At 57.9% G+C, this 17,818-nt stretch carries 15 protein-coding genes; 13 read left to right on the top strand and 2 right to left on the bottom strand.

Annotated features, from left to right (window positions below; genetic code table 11):
• Positions 1–18: 18 nt before the first annotated feature.
• The 6 genes from KIK84_RS05410 to KIK84_RS05385 all read left to right on the top strand — a co-directional run bounded on the left by KIK84_RS05410 (position 19) and on the right by KIK84_RS05385 (position 5,083).
• Positions 19–918, top strand: coding sequence for an amino acid ABC transporter substrate-binding protein (locus KIK84_RS05410; RefSeq protein WP_214122006.1), 900 nt, complete (start codon positions 19–21; stop codon positions 916–918).
• A gap of 54 nt (positions 919–972) precedes the next feature.
• Entirely contained in the window at positions 973–2,025 is a 1,053-nt protein-coding gene (pyrC, locus tag KIK84_RS05405; RefSeq protein ID WP_214122005.1) for a dihydroorotase, read from the top strand.
• Positions 2,010–2,882 (top strand): DUF3025 domain-containing protein, encoded by an 873-nt coding sequence (locus tag KIK84_RS05400; protein WP_250207764.1) that lies wholly within the window; start codon positions 2,010–2,012, stop codon positions 2,880–2,882. The genes pyrC and KIK84_RS05400 overlap by 16 nt, the downstream gene beginning before the upstream one ends.
• Before the next feature lie 112 nt (positions 2,883–2,994).
• Entirely contained in the window at positions 2,995–3,876 is an 882-nt protein-coding gene (htpX, locus tag KIK84_RS05395) for a protease HtpX (protein ID WP_214122003.1), read from the top strand.
• A 3-nt stretch (positions 3,877–3,879) separates the two neighbouring features.
• A complete protein-coding gene (locus KIK84_RS05390; protein ID WP_214122002.1) occupies positions 3,880–4,590 on the top strand; it encodes a hypothetical protein in 711 nt (236 codons plus the stop codon).
• A gap of 4 nt (positions 4,591–4,594) precedes the next feature.
• The gene (locus tag KIK84_RS05385; RefSeq protein ID WP_214122001.1) at positions 4,595–5,083 is read left to right on the top strand and encodes a low molecular weight protein-tyrosine-phosphatase; all 489 of its coding nucleotides are present in this window, start codon (positions 4,595–4,597) and stop codon (positions 5,081–5,083) included.
• Here KIK84_RS05385 and KIK84_RS05380 read toward each other — a convergent pair.
• Positions 5,055–6,659 (bottom strand): oleate hydratase, encoded by a 1,605-nt coding sequence (locus KIK84_RS05380; protein WP_250207763.1) that lies wholly within the window; start codon positions 6,657–6,659, stop codon positions 5,055–5,057. The two genes, KIK84_RS05385 and KIK84_RS05380, sit on opposite strands and share 29 nt — an antisense overlap.
• 180 nt (positions 6,660–6,839) lie before the next feature.
• Here KIK84_RS05380 and KIK84_RS05375 point away from each other — a divergent pair, with 180 nt between their 5' ends.
• Positions 6,840–8,114 (top strand): Hsp70 family protein, encoded by a 1,275-nt coding sequence (locus KIK84_RS05375; RefSeq protein ID WP_214121999.1) that lies wholly within the window; start codon positions 6,840–6,842, stop codon positions 8,112–8,114.
• A gap of 9 nt (positions 8,115–8,123) precedes the next feature.
• On the opposite strand, the gene KIK84_RS05370 is transcribed toward KIK84_RS05375, so the two are convergent.
• Positions 8,124–9,086, bottom strand: coding sequence for a LysR substrate-binding domain-containing protein (locus KIK84_RS05370; RefSeq protein ID WP_250207762.1), 963 nt, complete (start codon positions 9,084–9,086; stop codon positions 8,124–8,126).
• Between the two features lie 217 nt (positions 9,087–9,303).
• Here KIK84_RS05370 and KIK84_RS05365 point away from each other — a divergent pair, with 217 nt between their 5' ends.
• Genes KIK84_RS05365 through KIK84_RS05340 form a run of 6 tightly spaced genes read left to right on the top strand, consistent with a single transcriptional unit; the run spans position 9,304 to position 17,818 of the window.
• Positions 9,304–10,839, top strand: a complete 1,536-nt coding sequence (locus KIK84_RS05365; protein ID WP_250207761.1) for a DUF1302 domain-containing protein — start codon at positions 9,304–9,306, stop codon at positions 10,837–10,839.
• 14 nt (positions 10,840–10,853) lie between these two features.
• Positions 10,854–12,203: a DUF1329 domain-containing protein gene (locus tag KIK84_RS05360; protein ID WP_214121996.1), complete on the top strand. Its 1,350-nt coding sequence runs from the start codon at positions 10,854–10,856 to the stop codon at positions 12,201–12,203.
• Between the two features lie 35 nt (positions 12,204–12,238).
• Complete coding sequence (locus KIK84_RS05355; RefSeq protein WP_214121994.1) at positions 12,239–13,273, top strand: WD40/YVTN/BNR-like repeat-containing protein; 1,035 nt, start codon at positions 12,239–12,241, stop codon at positions 13,271–13,273.
• The gene (locus KIK84_RS05350; RefSeq protein ID WP_214121993.1) at positions 13,270–15,681 is read left to right on the top strand and encodes an efflux RND transporter permease subunit; all 2,412 of its coding nucleotides are present in this window, start codon (positions 13,270–13,272) and stop codon (positions 15,679–15,681) included. The genes KIK84_RS05355 and KIK84_RS05350 overlap by 4 nt, the downstream gene beginning before the upstream one ends.
• A gap of 3 nt (positions 15,682–15,684) precedes the next feature.
• Positions 15,685–16,848, top strand: a complete 1,164-nt coding sequence (locus tag KIK84_RS05345) for an alpha/beta hydrolase family protein (protein ID WP_214121991.1) — start codon at positions 15,685–15,687, stop codon at positions 16,846–16,848.
• Positions 16,849–16,882: 34 nt separating this feature from the next.
• A complete protein-coding gene (locus KIK84_RS05340; protein WP_214121990.1) occupies positions 16,883–17,818 on the top strand; it encodes a VOC family protein in 936 nt (311 codons plus the stop codon).

Below are 17,818 nucleotides of genomic sequence, written 5' to 3'. Positions count from 1 at the left end.
AAACCGTGAGGTGTGATGATGACCGTTGGACAACTTCGATTGCCTACGCTGTGCATAGCCGCTTGTTTGCTGGCAACGAGTGCCTGGGCACAAACCGAAACCACGCTGCAGCGCATCAGCAAAAAAGGCAGTATCGTGCTGGCGCACCGCGAATCGGCGGTGCCTTTCTCTTACCTGGATGCGGATAAAAAGCCCATAGGCTATGCACTGGATTTGTGCCAAAAGCTGGCCGAAGCGGTGCGCAAAAAACTCACCCTCAAAGCCATCAAGGTGGAATATCTGATGGTCGCCCCGGCAGAGCGCATACCCGCCATCGTGGAAGGCCGTGCCGACATGGAGTGCGGCGCTACCACCAACAACGCTGAGCGGCGCGAAAAAGTGGCCTTCACCATTCCCCACTTCATCACCGGGGCGCGTTTCCTCATCAAATCCAGCAGCCCCATGGCACGCATGGAAGATTTTTCGGGGCGCAAAGTTGCTTCCACCAAAGGCTCCACCCCCCTGCAAGCACTGGAGCGACTCAACCGCGAGCGGGGTATGGGCATCCAAACCGTGGAAGTACCCGACCACGCCAAGGGCGTGGAGTTGGTGCGTGCAGGTGAGGTCGATGCGTTTGCCATGGACGATGTGCAGCTCTACGGCCTGATCGCCAAAGACGCTAGCCCCAAAGACTTCAAGGTGGTGGGGCAGTCCATCACCGCCGAAGCGTTGGCCATCATGCTGCCCAAGGGCGATGCCGAGTTCAAGAAAGTCATCGATGACGAGATGAAGCGCCTGATCCTGAGTGGCGAGATTTATCCCATCTACGACAAATGGTTCAACAAACCCATTCCACCCAACGGCAAAAGCCTGAGCATGCCTGTGGGTTACTTGCTCAAAGACTTCTGGAAATACCCTAGCGACTTCGTGCCGTTCTGATGGGGCACGCTGGTCGTGGGAGTGGGGCCGCCGAGTTTGGGACAATGCGGCCCCATGAGCAGCACAACATCTCCCTCCCCATCCTCCCTCACGATTACCCGGCCTGACGATTGGCACCTGCACGTGCGCGACGGCCAGGCCTTGCACACGGTGGTGCCCCACACGGCCGCCCAGTTTGGGCGCGCCATCATCATGCCCAACCTCAAGCCCCCGGTTACCACCACCGAGGCGGCCTTGGCCTACCGCGACCGCATTGTGGCCGCCGTGCCTGCAGGCATGCAGTTTGAGCCGCTGATGACGCTGTACCTGACCGACCGTATCAGCCCCGACGAAATCGCCAAGGCCAAGGCCGCAGGCGTGGTGGCGTGCAAGCTCTACCCCGCAGGCGCCACCACCAACAGCGATGCGGGCGTGACCGACCTGCGCAACATTTACCCCGTGTTAGAGGCCATGCAGCGCCACGGCATGCTGCTCTTGGTGCATGGCGAAGTGACCAGCAGCGACATCGACCTGTTCGACCGTGAGGCCGTTTTCATTGAGCGCCACCTGCAGCCGCTGCGCCGCGACTTCCCCGCGCTCAAGATCGTGATGGAGCACATCACCACCCGCGAAGCCGCCCAGTACGTGGCCGAAGCCGGGCCTCAAACTGCCGCCACCATCACCGCGCACCACCTGCTGTACAACCGCAACGCCATCTTCACCGGCGGCATTCGCCCGCACTACTACTGCCTGCCCGTGCTCAAGCGCGAAACCCACCGCTTGGCATTGGTGCAAGCCGCGATCAGCGGCAACGCACGCTTTTTCTTGGGTACGGACAGCGCCCCGCACGCAGCCCACTTGAAGGAGCACGCCAGCGGTTGCGCTGGCTGCTACACCGCCCACGCCGCCATGGAGTTGTACGCCACCGCGTTCGATGCCGCTGGTGCTTTGGACAAGCTGGAAGGCTTTGCCAGCCACTTTGGGGCCGACTTCTACGGCCTGCCCCGCAACAGCGGCACCATCACCCTGCAGCGCCAGAGCTGGATGCCACCCGCCGAATTCGCCTTTGGCGAAGCCAAGCTCATCCCCCTGGCGGCAGGCGAGGCATTGGCTTGGAAATTGGTCTGAATCGCGTCAACTGGAGCGCCCCTTGGCTGGCGCACCTGTGCCCGCTGGGGCCGTTGCTGACCCAGCGCGTACTGGCTGGGGCCAGCGTGGCCGATGCGCTCAACCATGGGCTACTGTTGCGCCAGCGCCAAGGCAGTGCAGATGCTCCAGCCGGAGCGTGGCAGGACTTGCTGGATGGGCGGCTGCACTTTGTGCCCCAGCAGGACCTGCCCAGCGGCATGGCCTACGAGGCGCACATTGCTACTACCGGGGCGGTGCCCACGCGGGACAACCTGCACGACTTTTTCAATGGCCTGATCTGGCTGCACTACCCGCAGACCAAGGCGCGCATCACCGCGTTGCATTGGGAGCAGATTGGGTTGCAAACACGGCACGCCCCAGACAACGCCTCCCCACCACGGCGTGGCGCAGTGCGCGATGGCCTGACGCTGTTGGACGAAAACGGTGCTTTGTTGCTGGCCCCGCCTGCCGTGGTGGCCGCCTTGCAAGCCAAAGACTGGATGCAGCTATTTGGCCCCCTGCGCCCAGCGTGGCAGCGCAGCCGTGTGTGCATCGTCGGCCACGCGCTGCTGGAGCAGTTGGTGTTGCCACGCAAGCCGCTCACCGCACATGTGTTGGCATGGTCTATGGATGCTATAGATTTGATAGCTGCTTCAGCAGACTGGACGTGCTCTACAGCCCTGAATGCTTCTTGGGTGGCCAGCAAGCCTTTCGCCCACTTGCCGGTGCTGGGCGTGCCCGGTTGGTGGCCTGCCAATGGGGGATTGGAGCAGGGCGATGCCGCGTTTTACGCCGATGCCAGCGTGTTTCGTCGACCCCGCAGCCCCAGCACCGTGGTGCCAGCCCCAGTGGCCTGATTCCCCTTTCTGGCATGGGGCCAGCCTTTAGAGCCCGTAGGCAAAGTGGGCCGCTTGGCCCTACTATCCACACTGTGTTGGAACCAATGTCTGGATACAGGAGACCAGAACCATGAAACGCATCATTCTTTTTGTACTGACCAACCTGGCCGTCGTGCTGGTGTTGGGTGTCGTTGCCAGCTTGCTGGGCGTGAACCGCTTCCTCACGGCCAATGGCCTGAACTTGGGCGCGCTGCTGGGCTTTGCGCTCATCATGGGCTTTGGCGGTGCCATCATTTCGCTGCTCATCAGCAAGCCCATGGCCAAGTGGACCACGCCCGGCCTGCAGGTTATCAGCCAGCCGCGCAACGCCGACGAAGCGTGGATTGTGGAGACCGTGCGCCGCTTGTCTGAAAAAGCCGGTATCGGCATGCCCGAAGTGGCCATCTTCAATGGCGAGCCCAACGCCTTTGCCACAGGCGCTTTCCGCAACAGCGCGCTGGTGGCTGTGTCCGATGGCTTGCTATACAACATGACCCGCGACGAAGTAGAGGCCGTGATCGGCCACGAGGTGGCCCACATCGCCAACGGCGACATGGTGACCATGACGCTGATCCAAGGCGTGATGAACACCTTTGTGGTGTTCCTGAGTCGCGTTATCGGCTACGCCGTGGACAGCTTCTTGCGCAAGGGTGACGACCGCGAAAGCAGCGGCCCCGGCATCGGGTATTACGTCACCACCATCGTGCTGGACATTTTGCTGGGCTTTGTGGCTGCCATCATCGTGGCCTGGTTCAGCCGCCAGCGTGAATTCCGTGCCGATGCAGGCTCAGCTGCTTTACTGGGTCGCAAGCAACCCATGGTGAACGCCTTGGCCCGTCTGGGAGGGCTCACCCCCGGTGAGTTGCCCAAGAGCGTGGCCGCCATGGGCATTGCCGGTGGTATTGGCCAGTTGTTCTCGACCCACCCGCCCATTGAAGAGCGCATCGCAGCGCTGCAAAACAGCCCACTCTGATTCATGGGTTTCTTGGGCCTAGGCCGCATCGCCCCCCACCAGCGGGGGCTTTTTCGTTGGCACGGTTGGGCCTTGGGGCTCTGGCTGGGCGTGGTGGGCGCTGGCAGCACCCTGCTGCTGTACCGCGCTGGGGTGCATGCCCTGAGCACGCGCTACGCTCTCTCGGCCTTGGTCATCTATGGCGTGGGCTTTTTGCTGGGCGGCTGGGTGTACGCGCGCTGGTGGGCGGCGCGGGTGCCCCATGCGGAGGTAGATGCCGCCACCCCCATCGAAGAAGCCGCTTACAGCGATGCTGCGCAAGAGCGCACCAAACCCATACGCTGGCTAGAGGGCTGGGATTTTTCCTCCGCAGGCGAGGACTGGCTCTCCGTTTTGTTGGCGGTCATCAGCCTGTTGCTGCTGGCCATCGTCGTGCTGTGGTTCTTGGGGCTTGCGCCTGTGGTGCTGACCGACTTGCTCGCAGGCTTTCTGGCCGAAGTGGTGTTGGAATGCGTGGCCGGTGCCGTGGTGGTGCGGCGCATGGCGCGCGGCTACGGTCAAGGCGCGGGCTACGGTCATGCCGATTACTGGCCCCACATGCTGCGCAAAACCATCTGGGTGGGCTTGTGCTTTGTGCTGGCCGCTTGGGTGGTGGGCTGGTGCTTGCACGCTATCAGCCCAGAGGCCCAAACACTGGGCCAAGCACTGGCGCAGGTGTTCCAAGTGTTCCAATAGACCCATGCAATCCCAATCCCTTTTATTCGTGTGCATGGGCAATATTTGCCGCAGCCCCTCGGCGCATGGTGTCATGCGCCAGTTGGTGCAGCAGGCGGGGCTGGCCCCGCGCATTGCTGTGGACTCGGCGGCTACGCACAACTACCACCCCGGCGAGCCGCCCGATGCACGCTCGCAGCGCCACGCCCAGCAGCGCGGCTACCAGCTGGCTGATTTGCGGGCGCGCCAGATACGGCAGGCCGACTTTGAACACCACGACCTGATACTGGTCATGGATTGGAATAACTTGGAGCACGTGCAGGCGCTGTGCCCCCCTGAGCACGCGCACAAGTTGCGCCGCCTGACCGAGTTTTGCACCCGCCACGATAGTGACGTGGTGCCCGACCCGTACTACGGCGGCGCAGACGGTTTTGAGCGGGTGCTAGACCTCGTGGAAGACGCCTGCACCGGTTTGTTGGCCCACGTCAGTGGAAGGCCGTCTCCAGCGCCTTGAGTCCCACCTCGGGATCGGTCAGCCCGTGGTAAATGGCAGGCACGGGGCGCTGCACACCAAAGAACTGGTACACCGCCAGCATGGCGCAGCGCACCGAGTACTCAACGGTAAACACCACGTCCTCCGGTATCTCCACAAACTGCCCCATGAAGGCGAAGTTTTGCGCACCCTTGGGGATGTTCAGGGGCCGGTCGCTGGGCGTGCGGCAAGCAAACAGGGCCGAGGCGTAGGGCAGCATGGCAGTGGTCACATCGGTAGTGGCCAGCACATGGTTCAGTATGTCGTCAAAGCCCAGTTGCTTAATGACTTCGGTCAGCACCTCCCGTCCGGTGGCCGCGCTCATGGGCTTGCGCACGTAGTCGCCCACGTTGTCCACCTCAAAGCCATAGCCCCATAGCGTGAACTTGCCATCTGGCAGGTCGGCAAAGTGGGGCTGGTAAGGCACTACCAAGCTCAGGTGCCAGCCGGACTCGAAGAAGGTCATCAGCGCCCCCGTGCCCGGTGCGTTGCCCGAATACGCCTCGATGCGCTTGAGCAGTGTGTCGTCGTGCATGGTGAAGGTGAACGACTCCCACTTGTGTTCGTCCACATTGCCGCAGAAGGCCACAGGGCGGCCAAAGTCGGGCGCTTTGCGGGCGATGTTCTCCCACAAACTCCAGCCGTGGTCGCGGCGGTCACGTACCAGTTCGGGCACGCTGTCGTTGCCACCAAAGCGTGCGTCGGACGTGATGGAGCCCAGCGTGATAAAGGCCAAGTCTTGCTCGCGCATGGCTAGGGTCTGGGCACCATCGGGCGTTTGCAGGTGCAGCACGCTGGCGCGGCGTTCGCCACTGGGCAGGGTGGCAAAGTCCACATCCGTCACACGGTGGCCAAAGCGCACGTCCACACCTTGATCCAACAGCCAGCGCTGCAGCGGCACGATCATGGAGTCGTACTGGTTGTACTTGGTGCGGCGCACGCCGCCCAGGGTGTGCAGGCGGCTGAACTCCTGCACAAAACGCAGCAGGTAGCGCTTGAGCTCGGCGGCGCTGTGCCACTTTTGGAAGGCAAACGTGGTGCGCCACATGCGCCAGAAGTTGCTGCTGAAGAAGTCGGGGCTGAAGTACTCGTCAATGCGTTTGCTGCCCAACCGCTCCTCGCTGGTGGCCAAGAGGCGCATCATCTCCAGCCGGTTGTGCATGGACAGCCCGAGTTGGGATGCGTCGATGATCTGGTGGTTTTTGTCGATCAAACGCGCTTGGGCGTGGGTCTTCACGCGCTCGTTGAAGCGAATCACCTCCTCGCGCACCGAGACCATGGGGTTCTCCAGCGAGGGAATGGTGCTGAACAAATCCCAGGTGCACAGGTAGGTTTCGTCGGTCAGCATGCGGCCACCGCGCGTGACCCATGCCTGCTGCGGGTTGTTGGGCGCGTGCGAGCCGTCCATAGAGCCGCCCGTCACCCCGGTTTCTTCCAAGATATGGATGTGCTGGCCCGGTACCCCCGCGTCACGGATGGCAAAGGCCGCTACCGACATGCCGGCAATGCCTCCGCCCACAATCCACAATTCACTGCTTTGGCTGTCAAAGTGCGTCATCACGCTCACCTTTCTGTGCTTTGAATAAACGTGCAGTCCATTCTTTGGCTCAGTGTGGAGGAGTGATTTGATTGCCATCAAGAATGGCGTTACGGCTATAGCTCGCCGTCATGGCCTTTGCGCTGGCGCAAACGGGCATGCAGTCACAATGTGCAGCACTGTTTGTCCTGCAAGTTTTTTATGGTGTCTTCTACTACCTCCAACGCATCTTCTAACCGCCCCATCGTGCTGGGCATCGACTTTGGCACCAGCAACACCGCTGCGGCTTACATAGACGCCAGCGGTGCGCTGCAAGTCATCCAGCTTGACGGGGCCAAGGCCGAGATGCCCACAGCCCTGTTCTTTGACACCGAGAACCACCAAGTGCTGTTTGGCAGCCAGGCCATGCAGGCCTATTTGGCGGGCACCGAAGGGCGCTTGCTGCGCTCGCTCAAAAGCCTGCTGGGCAGCGCCCTCATGAACGAATACACGGCAGTGGGGGAGCGCAGCCTGCGCTACTTCGACATCGTGGTGCTGTTTTTCAAAGAACTCAAACGCCGCTGCGAAGCCCAAGCGGGCCACCCCTTCCACCACGTGGTGCTGGGCCGCCCTGTGCACTTTGTGGATGACAGCGCCGAGCGCGACGCGCTGGCGCAAGACACGCTGGGCCAAGCGGCCCAAGAGGCAGGCTTTACCCACATCCGCTACCAGCTTGAGCCCATCGCCGCTGCGCTGGACTATGGCCAACGCATCAGCACCGACACCACCGTGCTGGTGGTGGACATTGGTGGTGGCACCTCGGATTTCACGGTGATGCGTTTGCACGCTGGGCAGTCATCGGAGTCTGCCCACGTGCTGGCCACCACTGGGGTGCACATTGGTGGCACCGACTTTGACCGCTTGCTGGACCTGGCTACTGTCATGCCGCACTTGGGCTACAAGCACGTGGGTACGGGCGGGCGCATCGTGCCCAGCAGCGTGTTTTTTGACCTCAGCACCTGGCACCTCATCCACCAGGCCTACACGCGCAAGGCCCTGCACTTTGCCAAAGAGCTGTGGACTGACTACTCCGACCAAACCCTGCACCATCGCCTCATGACGGCGCTGGAGTGCCAGTACGGCCACCGCATGCTGGCCAGTGTGGAGGCGGCCAAGATTGCTTGTTCTATCAGTGGGCAGCCCAGCGCGGTGGATTTGGCGTATCTGGATGCCACCTTGCCCACCACCCGCATCGATGCGCCGGGCATGGAGGAGGCGCTGCATGCCTCGCTCCAGCAGGTGGTTCAGTGCGCGCAGCAGTGCATCAGCGCTGCGGGCTTGCAGGCGGTGGATGTGGTCTACCTCACGGGTGGTTCATCGGCGCTGCGCACCCTCATCACCACCCTGCGCCAAGCCATGCCACAGGCCACGCTGGTCGAGGGCAACCGCTTTGGCGGTGTAGCTGCGGGGCTGGCGTGGCAGGGGGTGCGGCCTTAGTGCGGGCAATCAAATGGTTTTCCCCACACGCAACGCTTCTGCAATCAGCCATTGCATAGCGGGATCACCGTCACGGTGTTTGTGCCACTGCAAGGTTTGGATCATGGTGGGGATTTCAATGGGGGGCGTCCATATGGCAACGGGCAATGTCTTTTCCGCTTGCAGTGCGATACGTCTATGCACCGTGGCAATGCGGTTGGTGCCCACGACCATTTGGGGTAATGCCGTCAATGTGGGGGCTGTGACTTCGACCCTGCGTTTGACGCCAAAACGCTCCAAAAACCAGCTATCGAATGCAGGAGCATGCTGGTGATTGACTGAGTAGTCTCCTGCGATATGCCCAGCTTCGATGTAGTCATCGAATGTGAGTTGGTTTTGGATACGGGTGTTGCCTTTCCACGTGACGCACATGTATTGCTCTTCAAACAGTGGTTTGGAGGGGTGTGCACTCGATACGTATTGGGAAGGGATGATCAAAAGATCCACTTCATTTTTTTCCAATTGCTCCAGTGGACGCTCATTGAGTGAGCGCATTTCCAGGCCGCTTTGGGGGGCCAGTTTGTACATGCTGGCAATCAAGGAAGGGATGTAAACCGATGCGCTGTAGTCCGATAGCAGCAGCACAAATTTGCGCATGGTTTCGGATGGTTCAAAAGTGGGTTGCGTTGCAATGGTGCTGTCTATGCGCATCAGTATTTCGCGCACTGGTTCTACCAGTTCTTGTGCGCGAGTGGACAGGATCAGTTGTCTGCCTCGCGGGATCAGTAGTTCATCTTGGAAATAGTCTCGCAGTCTGGCCAGTGCATTACTCGTTGCAGGCTGGCTCAGGTGTATGCGTTGCCCAGCTCGGCTGATGTTTCTTTCTGTCAAAAGAGCATCCAGAGCCACCAATAAATTCAGGTCAAGTTTGTTGAATCGCATGCGTTGTCTTTGCGGGTTACCACTGATATTGGCTTGACCGATGTCAAGCATCCAAAGAATCCATTTCTCGAATGAAAACGCGCTGCCTACAGTTGCGTCCTATCCGAAGAGATACCCACATCCTCCCGGATAGATTTCAAAAAGACAACGGAGACAAACCATGAGAAATGATGTGCGTGCAGGCTCAAACCCTGCGCATGTGCTGCTACGCCGTCACGCTGTATCGATTGCAGCGCTAGCTCTGCTGGAGGCTCATTCAGTTCATGCAATGGAGATAGATGTTGGCAATCCTGACTGGAAGCTGCGTTGGGACAACACGGTCAAGTACAGCGTGATGAGTCGCTTGGATTCAGCCAGTTCTGAGCTATCCAGTGGATCGGGAACCTTGAATCAAAACGACGGTGACAACAACTTTGATCGAGGCATCGTGTCCAACCGAGTAGATCTGTTTACAGAGTTGGATTTGACGGGGCCAAGCTATGGGGCGCGAATCAGTGGTGCCGCTTGGTATGACAGTGTTTATATGCGCGGCAATAACAACACCAGCGCTACCTCCAACCACACTCCCAGCAACGAATTTCCGTCTGAGACACGCCGCCTCATGGGCAATGACGCGGAGTTGTTGGATGCGTTTGTTTACAGCAATTTTGACGTGGGGGATAAGCCGACCTCTGTCCGATTGGGACGGCATACCCTGTTGTGGGGGGAGAGTCTGTTCTTTGGGGTCAACGGGATTGCCGGAGGACAAGCTCCATTGGATTTGATCAAGCTTCTGTCCGTTCCCAATTCAACGTTCAAGGAAATTGCACGTCCTACAGGCAAACTTTCGGGGCAGATGCAGTTGTCTTCGGATGTGTCTGTGGGCATGTATGTAGGCTATGAATGGGAAAAAAGTCGGCTCATTCCGGTAGGGGCATATTTATCGAGCCTAGATACCATGGGTTTGGGGGCTGAGCGTATTTCTGCAGGTTCATCGGCTTTCACAAAGCGCGATGATCTCAATCCAAGCAGCGATGGGCAGGGGGGTATCCAACTGCGCTGGCGTGCTGCATCGATTGATACCGACTTCGGTTTCTACGCGACACGCTATCACGCCACCACTCCCAGCAATATCTACACCACGCTATCGCCTGCACCCACTTCATATCGCTGGGTTTATCACGAAGGCATACGTGCCTATGGTGCCAGTTTCTCCAAGTCGGTTGCTGAGTGGGGCTGGGCCGGTGAGGTCTCTGTTCGGGATAACGCACCCTTGGCCAGCTCAGGGCAGACGATCAACACTACCTCAGGTTCCAACGTGGGTTTAAACAATACCGATAACCCAGGGTATGCAGTGGGACGAACTGGCCATGCGCAGGTTTCTTGGATTGCTTCTTTAGGGCCTTCTTTCATATCGCGCGAAGCATCTTTTATTGGGGAGCTGGCTTGGAATAAGCGGTTAAGCGTGACCCAAAACGAATCGATGCTGAACCCCAATTCAGATGAGTCTGCATGGGCTGTGCGCATGGTGTATGCCCCTACTTACCGCCAAGTAAAGCCTGGTCTGGATCTCACGCCTTCGATAGGTGTGGGCTACACCAGAGGTCGCTCTTCTGCCGTGGGCCCAGCGTTCGGTGTTGATAAGGGCGGAGATTTGACGCTAGGCCTGGCTGGTACGTATCTCGGGAAGTGGAATTTCTCTGCGAACTATGTGCAGTTCCTTGGCGCGTCCGGTACCACCTTGGATGCCAATAACGACGTGCAGTACCTCCAAGCCCTCAAAGATCGCAACTACCTCACGTTCTCAGTGAACACCACCTTTTGAATCAGGAGCGATATATGAAAAAAAACCAAATCGTATGGGCATGCATTTCGTTGATGTGTGCAGCTGGCACTGCATCGGCTGGCGTTACAGCGGATGAAGCTGCGCGCCTTAAGAGTGAGTTAACCCCCTTTGGTGCTGAGCGTGCCGGAAATAAAGATGGCTCTATCCCTGCGTGGACAGGTGGCTATACAACACCCATTGCGGGTTTTAAAAATGGGGGACGTCGTCTGGATCCATTTGCCAATGAAAAGCCCTTGTACAGCATCACTGCGGCCAACATGGCGCAGTACGCGGATAAGTTAACGGATGGAACGCAAGCGCTGCTAAAAAAATACCCCAACAGTTATCGCGTCGACGTTTACAAGACCTACCGCACTGCCGCTGCACCGCAATGGGTATATGACAACACCTTCAAGAATGCGACGAGTGCATCGCTAGATGGTGAGTTGGTCAAAGGGGCTTTTGGCGGTATTCCATTTCCCATACCCAAGACTGGTCGAGAGGTCTTGATGAACAACGAACTGCACTGGCGCGGTGAAGCTTGGCAAACCGATTTCCGTGGCTACATGGGAACAGGCAATGGGCAGGTGGTGTTGTCTGTGCAAGGCATTGGTGATTTCCAAATGCCGTATTACGCCAACGGACAGGCAGACAAATTTTCTGGCGAAAGTTGGATGATCCGTTTGGTCAACAGTGGGCCACCAGTGCGCGCTGGAGAAGCCATTACTGGTCGTCAGAACCTAGACCCAGATAAAACCAGTGTGTGGGTCTATCTCACAGGCCAACGCCGGGTGCGTAAATTGCCCAATGCCTGTTGCGATACGCCAGCTCCTGCCACCAGCGGGGTTGCCAGTTTCGATGAAATCGATGTGTTCTCAGGCCGTGGGGATCGTTTTGATTGGAAGATCGTGGGCAAACGCGAAATGCTGATTCCTTACAACAGCAATCGCTTGTATACGCCGCTTAAAGATTCCGATGTCCTGCTGCCCAATCACTTGAATCCCGACCATGTTCGCTGGGAACTGCATCGTGTCTGGGTGATAGAGGCTGTACTCAAGAGTGGCCAACGCCACCAAGCGCCTAAGAGTCGCTATTACGTGGATGAAGACACGTGGGTCGCTGTATTGGGTGATCGTTGGGATGCCAATGGGCAACTCTGGAAAACGATTTGGTCACATCCGGTTGTTATGCCTGACCTTCCTGCTACTACCCCGCAACAGCAGTGGGGGTTCAACGACTTGCTCTCTGGTGCTTGGTATGCCAGTGGTGTGGTCAATGAACGTGAGTTGCACTACAAAATCGTACCGCGCCGTCCGGACAGCTTCTTTACGCCAGATGCCATGGCAGGGCAGGGGGTACGGTGATTCATTGTCCAGTGCGTATTCAGGGAGTCGCATCGATGCTGGTAGCTGCCGCTTGTGCAGTGGCTATCTCCAGTGCTGATGCGACGCCAGTGGGCGATGCTTTGCAACGTCCAGCTTTGTTGGTGCGTCAGGCAGAGCGCTCCGTTCTATTGGCACTGGCCCATGCAGGTCAGGGCATTGTGGCTGTGGGCGAGCGCGGTGTCATCGTGCGTAGTGAGGATCAGGGTAAGACTTGGAGGCAGATGCCTTGCCCTGTGAGCGTTAGCCTGACCATGGTGCGTTTTGCAGACGCCGAGCATGGTGTCGCTGTGGGCCATGGCGGTACTGTACTGACGACTCAAGATGGAGGCCGTAATTGGCAGGTGCGCCTTAATGGAACGCAGTTGTCAGCCATTGCTTTGCGCGATGCTGTCAACGATGCGCAGCGTACCGAGGCAGCACGGTTGGCAGCAGATGGGCCAGATAAACCATTTCTCGATGTTCTGTTATGGGATGCACGCCATTTGTTGGCTGTGGGGGCATACGGTTTGGCCTTTTACAGCCCAGATGGTGGTGCAACTTGGCAGTCTTGGATGGGGCGTTTGCCCAACCCTCGTGGCATGCATTGGTATGTGGCACGCCGTCAGGATCAAAGCGTTTTGTTGGCCGGTGAGCAAGGCTTGTTGGCCCAATCCGATGATGGCGGGAAGACTTTTCACTCCATGCCATCGCCATACCGCGGGAGTTGGTTTTCGGCAGAACTGCAACCTGGAGGTCGCTTAACCCTTGTCGGATTGCGTGGCAACGTGTGGCAATCATCGGATGCTGGTAGACGCTGGGTTGCAATTCCCACGCCGAATGCCGCCTCCATCTTGGCCAGTGCACAGACACCTGCAGGTGACATTGTGTTGGCGACGCAAGCAGGGCAAATGTTGCGTTTGCAGGGGCAACGTGTCACCCCAGTCAATACAACGCCGCTACCGACACCCGCAGGGATATTGCCGTTGACCAATGATCAATGGCTCGCCGTGGGTGTCGCTGGTGTCGTACCTGTGCCAGCGTTTGCGCAGGTTCAAGGAGCGCAACCATGAAAACCAACATATCCCCCATTGGCGATATGGCGTCCTTTGACACGCGTTCAGGTTCGTGGGTTGAGCGCTTGTTGTTTAACCACCGTTGGTGGGTCATTGCGCTATGCATGCTGGTTACGGCCGTACTGGGATGGCAAGCCAGCAAGCTGCGTTTGCAAGCGAGCTTTGAAAAAACCATTCCAACGGCGCACCCGTATATCCAGAACTTCCTTGCGTATCAACGCGAACTCAGTGGTTTGGGCAATGCCATACGCATAGCGGTGGCCAAGCCTGAGGGAAGCATTTATGACCGCGCATACCTCGATACCCTGCGCCGGTTGAGTGAAGAAGTATTTTTGCTACCAGGTGTAGACCGGGCGCGCATGAAATCCCTTTGGACACCTACAACCCGTTGGGTAGGGGTGACCGAGGAGGGGTTGGAAGGTGGGCCAGTCATACCTGAGGGCTATGATGGTTCGGCGCGCAGTTTGCAGCTTTTGGCTGCCAATATTGAACGATCGGGCGAATTGGGGCAGTTGGTCGCACGCGATGCCAAGTCGAGCATCATCTTTGTACCGCTGCTTTCACAAAATACCCCCGACACAGCACTGGACTACGCGGCCTTTACACAACGGCTCGAAGCCTTGCGCAGCAAATACGAAGCCCAAGGGGTGTCTATCCACATCACAGGCTTTGCCAAGATCGTGGGTGATCTGATTGCGGGTGTGCGTGCTGTGTTGGTGTTCTTTGCCTTGGCAGTAGCGATTGCAACGGCCATGGTCTACTGGTACACGCGCTGCGTGCGGTCTACGGCGTTGGTTGTGCTGGCATCCTTGATTGCTGTTATTTGGCAGCTAGGTTTGCTACCTACCTTGGGCTTCGCACTGGATCCTTATTCGATGCTGGTTCCTTTTCTGGTGTTTGCTATTGGCATGAGCCATGGCGCACAGAAGATGAATGGGATCATGCAAGACATTGGGCGCGGTATGCACAAGCTGGTGGCTGCGCGTTTGACTTTCCGGCGTCTTTTTCTGGCGGGGCTTACCGCGTTATTGGCCGATGTTGTGGGTTTTGCGGTACTGCTGGTAATAGACATCCAGGTAATCCGTGAATTGGCTATTGCCGCTTCAATTGGCGTAGCGGTTCTGATCTTCACCAATCTGATTCTTTTGCCAATCCTGCTCTCCTACACGGGGGTCAGTGCAGCGGCAGCCAAACGCAGCTTGCGGGCAGAGATGGCTGAGCAAGTGGGCGCGAATAAGCACTCACTGTGGATTTTTCTGGATCGATTCACCCAGCGTCCTTGGGCATTCATAGCGCTGACTCTGGCTGGTGTGTTGGGCCTAGCGGGATTTGCATTGAGTACCCAGCTAAAGATCGGTGATTTAGACCCAGGTGCCCCAGAGTTGCGTGCACAGAGTCGCTACAACTTGGATGTGGCATTCATGAACCAAGCGTACGGCGCGGGCAGTGATCTGTTGGCAGTGATGGTCAAGACCCCTGATGGCGATTGCTCAAACTACGAGGCACTGAAAAAAATTGATGCATTGGAGTGGGAGCTTCGGCAAATTGATGGGGTGGAAGGCACCAACAGCCTGTCTCTTCTGAATCGGCGAGTGCTTGCTGGTTTGAATGAAGGCAATCCCCGTTGGTATGACTTTGTGCCCAATCAGGACATGCTCAATACCGTTACGGCAGGAGCACCCAGAGGTCTCTACAACGACAGTTGCAACTTGCTGACCCTGTATGTCTCTTTGCGCGACCACAAGGCCGATACCTTGACGCGTGTGGTTGCGCATATTGAAGACTTTGCCAAGCAGAACAATTCCGATAAAGCCCGCTTCTTATTGGCGGCTGGTTCTGCTGGCATTGAGGCCGCTACCAACATGGTTGTGCGTGGTGCGTGGCACACCATGTTGTTCATGGTTTATGGCGCTGTTGTGCTCCTATGCCTGGTGACATTCCGCTCTTGGCGCGCGGTATTGGTGGCGGTACTGCCGTTGGTGCTGACATCCTTTTTGGCAGAAGCGCTCATGGTACTGCTGGGCATGGGGGTAAAGGTTGCCACCTTGCCTGTGATTGCATTGGGTGTTGGCATCGGTGTGGACTACGCCTTGTACATCCTCTCCGTCACCTTGGCGCAGCTGCGCGAGGGAAAGACCTTGTCCGAGGCTTATTACCGTGCACTGTTGTTTACCGGCAAGGTGGTCATGCTCACAGGAGTGACGTTGTCCGTGGGTGTTGTCACATGGTTGGCCAGTCCCATCAAGTTCCAAGCCGACATGGGCTTACTGCTGGCGTTCATGTTCCTCTGGAACATGCTGGGTGCCTTGATTCTGATACCGGCTCTTTCCCACTTTTTGTTGAAGCCCACTTTTGACACGCAGGGAATGAATTCCCGTGCATCTCAAGACCTTAAGGAGACGTGATCTATGTTTAAGTACTTTCCAACCAACTACGTTTGGAATCTTTCGGTCGATCTGGCCATCGAAATGGGTGCACGGATTGGCGAAATAGAAGCCATGTGTGCACCGCTACAAGAGGCAGCTAAGGCACCCGATGCAGCAGGTACCAAAGCTTTCCGAGAGACCTGGGTCAAGATGGCCGACCAATTGTGCGAACTTGCTGCGCAGGACAAGGATCGTGGTCGCTTGATCTCTGCGGGTGAGAAGTTGCGTCGTGCCAGCGGCTATCTGATTACCGCCGAGCGATTGCAGGCGCACGACTCACCCGGTCGTCGTTCCCTTTATGAGCGCGAGTTGGCACTGTTTCTCGAAGGTTCACGCTTGCTTGGTGATCGAGTGCTGCGGGTCGAAATACCCTATGAAGGCAAGCATCTATCCGCACTCTATCTGCCAGCCATAGGGTTGCAGCCGGGACAACGTGCGCCACTACTGGTGCAGGTCAATGGACTCGATTCGACCAAGGAGATGAAGTATTTGGTCGGACTGCCCGGCTGGTTGGCACAGCGTGGTGTGTCCTCACTCATCGTGGATCAGCCCGGCACTGGAGAAGCTTTGCGACTGCACGGCATGACTGCCCGTTATGACGCCGAGCACTGGGCGAGTCGTGTCGTGGATTGGCTGGAATCACGTTCAGACGTCGATGCCCAACGCATAGGCATGGAAGGTGTATCGCTGGGTGGGTACTACTGCCCACGTGCTGTTGCGATGGAGCCGCGCTTTGCTTGCGGTGTGGTTTGGGGGGCCAATCACGACTGGCGTGATGTGCAAAAGCGCCGCCTTGAGAAAGAAGGGGATTTTCCTGTGCCGCACTACTGGGCCCATGTGTGCTGGGTTTGGGGTGCCAAAGACATTGCGGACTTCATGCGCATAGCTGAAGACGTGCATTTGGATGGTGTGGTCGAGAAGATTCGCGTGCCTTTCCTCGTGACCCACGGTGCGCGTGACAGCCAGATTCCATTGAAGTGGGCTGAGCGCACCTACGAACAACTGGTGAACAGCCCCAAGCGTGAACTCAAAGTGTTTACCGACCGCGAGGGTGGATCCCAGCACGCCAGTTTCGACAACAGCATCAATGCAGGTCAGTACATCGCAGATTGGGTCGCCGAAACCTTGGGTGGCCGATTGGCCTGACGCATCGATATCAGATTTATTGCAAGGAAAAACTATGAACATCATTGGACCTGACGCCTTGGTTTTTGGCGTAGATGATCTGGCTGCATGCCAGCAGTACCTGAGCGACTATGGCCTGACGGATGCTGGAGATGGGCGCTTTGAAGCGCTCGATGGCACGGCGGTCATTATTCGCGCCAAAGATGATCCGTCATTGCCCCCCGGCTTGGGCACTGCCAACATGCTGCGCGAGACGGTTTATGGCGTGGCCGATGTGGCCACGCTTGATGCTATCGAGGCCGAGTTGCGCCGTGATCGTCCAGTAACCCGCGATGGTGGTGTAGTGCGTTGCCACGATGACATGGGATTTGCGCTGGCGTTTCAAGTCACCGTGCGCAAAAAAATTGCGTTGTCAGCCGAACTGGTCAATGCCCCTGGCGCACAGCCTCAGCGCGGCGTCAATCAACTGGGTGTTGTCAGTGATATGCCAGCGCGTCCTCGCTCACTCTCGCACGTTGTGTACTTCGTTCCCGATGCAGCCAAAGCAGAGGCTTTTTACCAACGGCTGGGATTTGTGTGCACCGACCGCTTCACCGGAGTGGGGCCTTTTATGCGTCCTGCAGGTACGTTGGATCACCACACTTTGTTCATGATCCAGACACCACCCTTCATGAAGGGATGCGAGCACTTCACCTTCCACATGGGGGGGCCAACCGAGGTGATGTTGGCAGGCTCGCGCTTTGTCGAAAAGGGCTACCAAAGCTTCTGGGGACCTGGGCGGCATAAGTTCGGGAGCAATTGGTTTTGGTATTTCAACTCACCGCTGGGCTGCCATGTTGAGTACGACGCAGACATGGATTTGCACGATACCAATTGGTCGGCACGTGAGGCGGGCATGGGTGCTGATGCGTCACAGCTGTTTCTGTTGCAGTACCGCGAAAAGTGGGCTCCGTCAGGGCCACCTCCTGGAGCCGGGAAACCCACAGCCTGA

The organism is Curvibacter sp. CHRR-16 (genome assembly GCF_018474005.1).
Lineage (GTDB): Bacteria > Pseudomonadota > Gammaproteobacteria > Burkholderiales > Burkholderiaceae_C > Allorhodoferax.
This window is presented reverse-complemented; position numbering and strand designations above follow the sequence as displayed.

What these genes read in the sequence shown, in the direction of transcription:
- KIK84_RS05355 (WP_214121994.1), top strand. Translation starts at nt 12,239, where the DNA reads ATGCTGGTAGCTGCCGCTTGTGCAGTGGCTATCTCCAGTGCTGATGCG.
- KIK84_RS05370 (WP_250207762.1), bottom strand. Translation starts at nt 9,086, where the DNA reads ATGCTTGACATCGGTCAAGCCAATATCAGTGGTAACCCGCAAAGACAA.
- htpX (WP_214122003.1), top strand. Translation starts at nt 2,995, where the DNA reads ATGAAACGCATCATTCTTTTTGTACTGACCAACCTGGCCGTCGTGCTG.
- KIK84_RS05390 (WP_214122002.1), top strand. Translation starts at nt 3,880, where the DNA reads ATGGGTTTCTTGGGCCTAGGCCGCATCGCCCCCCACCAGCGGGGGCTT.
- KIK84_RS05340 (WP_214121990.1), top strand. Translation starts at nt 16,883, where the DNA reads ATGAACATCATTGGACCTGACGCCTTGGTTTTTGGCGTAGATGATCTG.
- KIK84_RS05350 (WP_214121993.1), top strand. Translation starts at nt 13,270, where the DNA reads ATGAAAACCAACATATCCCCCATTGGCGATATGGCGTCCTTTGACACG.
- KIK84_RS05410 (WP_214122006.1), top strand. Translation starts at nt 19, where the DNA reads ATGACCGTTGGACAACTTCGATTGCCTACGCTGTGCATAGCCGCTTGT.
- KIK84_RS05375 (WP_214121999.1), top strand. Translation starts at nt 6,840, where the DNA reads ATGGTGTCTTCTACTACCTCCAACGCATCTTCTAACCGCCCCATCGTG.
- pyrC (WP_214122005.1), top strand. Translation starts at nt 973, where the DNA reads ATGAGCAGCACAACATCTCCCTCCCCATCCTCCCTCACGATTACCCGG.
- KIK84_RS05360 (WP_214121996.1), top strand. Translation starts at nt 10,854, where the DNA reads ATGAAAAAAAACCAAATCGTATGGGCATGCATTTCGTTGATGTGTGCA.
- KIK84_RS05365 (WP_250207761.1), top strand. Translation starts at nt 9,304, where the DNA reads ATGGAGATAGATGTTGGCAATCCTGACTGGAAGCTGCGTTGGGACAAC.
- KIK84_RS05380 (WP_250207763.1), bottom strand. Translation starts at nt 6,659, where the DNA reads ATGACGCACTTTGACAGCCAAAGCAGTGAATTGTGGATTGTGGGCGGA.
- KIK84_RS05345 (WP_214121991.1), top strand. Translation starts at nt 15,685, where the DNA reads ATGTTTAAGTACTTTCCAACCAACTACGTTTGGAATCTTTCGGTCGAT.
- KIK84_RS05385 (WP_214122001.1), top strand. Translation starts at nt 4,595, where the DNA reads ATGCAATCCCAATCCCTTTTATTCGTGTGCATGGGCAATATTTGCCGC.